At 61.4% G+C, this 2036-nt stretch carries 2 protein-coding genes; both read left to right on the plus strand.

The features are described from left to right. On the plus strand, positions 1-1209 hold a 1209-nt coding region (locus VQ830_RS28575; protein ID WP_337271503.1), incomplete at its 5' end, for a site-specific integrase. A gap of 492 nt (positions 1210-1701) precedes the next feature. After that, a partial coding sequence (locus VQ830_RS28580; protein ID WP_438618930.1) for a tyrosine-type recombinase/integrase occupies positions 1702-2036 on the plus strand: 335 nt, incomplete at its 3' end.

A 2036-nucleotide genomic window follows, 5' to 3' on the forward strand; every position in this document is an offset into this window, starting at 1 on the left:
GTGCTCAAGCGCCTGCGTAGTGGTGCGCTTGGTGGCGAGATGGATCGCCTCGCGGAGCATTTTTTCGCGCTCGGTTATAAGCGAGCGTCCGCCAAGATTTACCTGAGCCGGATTGCGCGTTTTAGCCAGTTTGCCTTGACGCGCTGTGGTCAGATGCCGATCCACCAAGATGTCATCGACAGCTATTTGGGCGCGTTTACTACTGATACTCCGCGCATTGGGGCAGTATCGGCTCTGGCACATGCACGGCGAGTGGCTCCGGAGCGGTTCATTATTTCCGTTTCAAGTGAAGAGAATGATCCGGATGCTCCGCTTCTGGGCTCCTTTTCGGACTATCTGCGCAGGGTTCGGGGCCTGGAGCCGAAGACCCGCGAAGGCGTTCTTCTGGGCGGCCGCCGCTTTCTGGATTGGTTCCGCCATCGTCATCCCGGCCAAAGTCTTGAGGCGTTGACAGCTGAGCACGTGCTTGCTGCTGTCGAGCATCGGCTGTCGCTATCGGCGACCTCCGGCACCCGCACGGCAGCGACTTCTCACATTCGAACATTTCTTCGGTTCTTATATTGGGCTGGCCACCATCACCAAGATCTTGCCCGCATCGTCCCGAGAACGCCGTATTGGCGTTTGGCGCATCTGCCGCCGCGCCTTGCATGGGGTGACGTTCGGCGCGCAATCGATGCGATCGGCCCAACGACGCCCGTCGCTATCCGCGATCGAGCCGTCCTGCTGCTGCTCGCCACCACGGGCATTCGCAACGGCGAGTTACGTGCCATTCGGCTCCAGGATATCGACTGGCGTACTGGCGAGGTTTTTATCCGACGTACCAAGGGCAAGCGTGATCGGGTGGTGCCACTCCTCGAGGAGACCGGCGTGGCGCTCGTCGACTACATCCTACGCGCTCGACCGAAGGTGGACAGTCCGTATCTGTTCCTGTCGTTCACGCCGCCGGTGGGAGCGTTCAAGTCTGCGGCGCCTGTTTCAAGGATCGTGAGGAAGCGGTTACGGCATGGCGGGGTCGAACTTGGGCGGGTCGCCGGTGCACATCTCCTGCGCCACAGCCTCGCCACCCAGCTTGTCGGGCAGCGAAGGCCAATCAACGAGATCGCCGATCTTCTTGGTCACCGGAGCATCAACACAACGGCCGTGTACGTGAAGGTTGCGGCCTCGCAGCTCGCCGAGGTCGCACTCCCCTTTCCGGGAGGCGCCGCATGACCGTCTTTGCCCGATTCCTCGGCGACAAGGTCGAGCGTTATATCGAACTGCGCCACTCGCTCGGCTACTCTTTCAGCAAACAAGCCGGTACATTGCGCGCTTTCGTCCGCTACGTTGAACGCACTCAACTCGATGCGCCCGCCACCCGGGCGATGGCGCTGGACTTCGTCCTGTCGTTCGGCGGCGCCGCCAACAGCCGCGCTACTCGTCACGGCGTGCTCCGCCGCTTCTACGAGTATCTCGCCGTCTATGACGCCCAAACCGAAGCCTTGGAGCGGAGAGCCTTTCCTAGATCCAGGGCGATTCCACCTCCACGTATCCTCAGCGAGGCAGAGTTGGCGTCGCTCATCGACGCATGCACCCGCATTTCGCCAGGCATCCCCCTCAGGGGGCGGACGATGGCGACGCTGATCGGATTGTTGGCAAGTTCGGGACTGCGATCGGGCGAAGTGGNGGGCGATTCCACCTCCACGTATCCTCAGCGAGGCAGAGTTGGCGTCGCTCATCGACGCATGCACCCGCATTTCGCCAGGCATCCCCCTCAGGGGGCGGACGATGGCGACGCTGATCGGATTGTTGGCAAGTTCGGGACTGCGATCGGGCGAAGTGGTCAGGCTTGATCGTTCCGACGTCGATCTGACCAACGGGGTTCTTCTCATTCGGAAGACGAAGTTCCACAAGGACCGTCTCGTTCCAGTTCACACGACAACCCAAACAGCGCTTCGCCGCTATGCCTGTGAGCGCGATGCCGCCTTTCCCAATCCCAAGGACCAGGCCTTCTTCCTCAGCTCTCGTGGCAACCGACTCTCGGCGACTGGCTTGCAAAG

The organism is Oryzifoliimicrobium ureilyticum, assembly GCF_037199735.1.
In the GTDB taxonomy this organism is placed as follows: Bacteria; Pseudomonadota; Alphaproteobacteria; order Rhizobiales; family Rhizobiaceae; genus Rhizobium; species Rhizobium ureilyticus.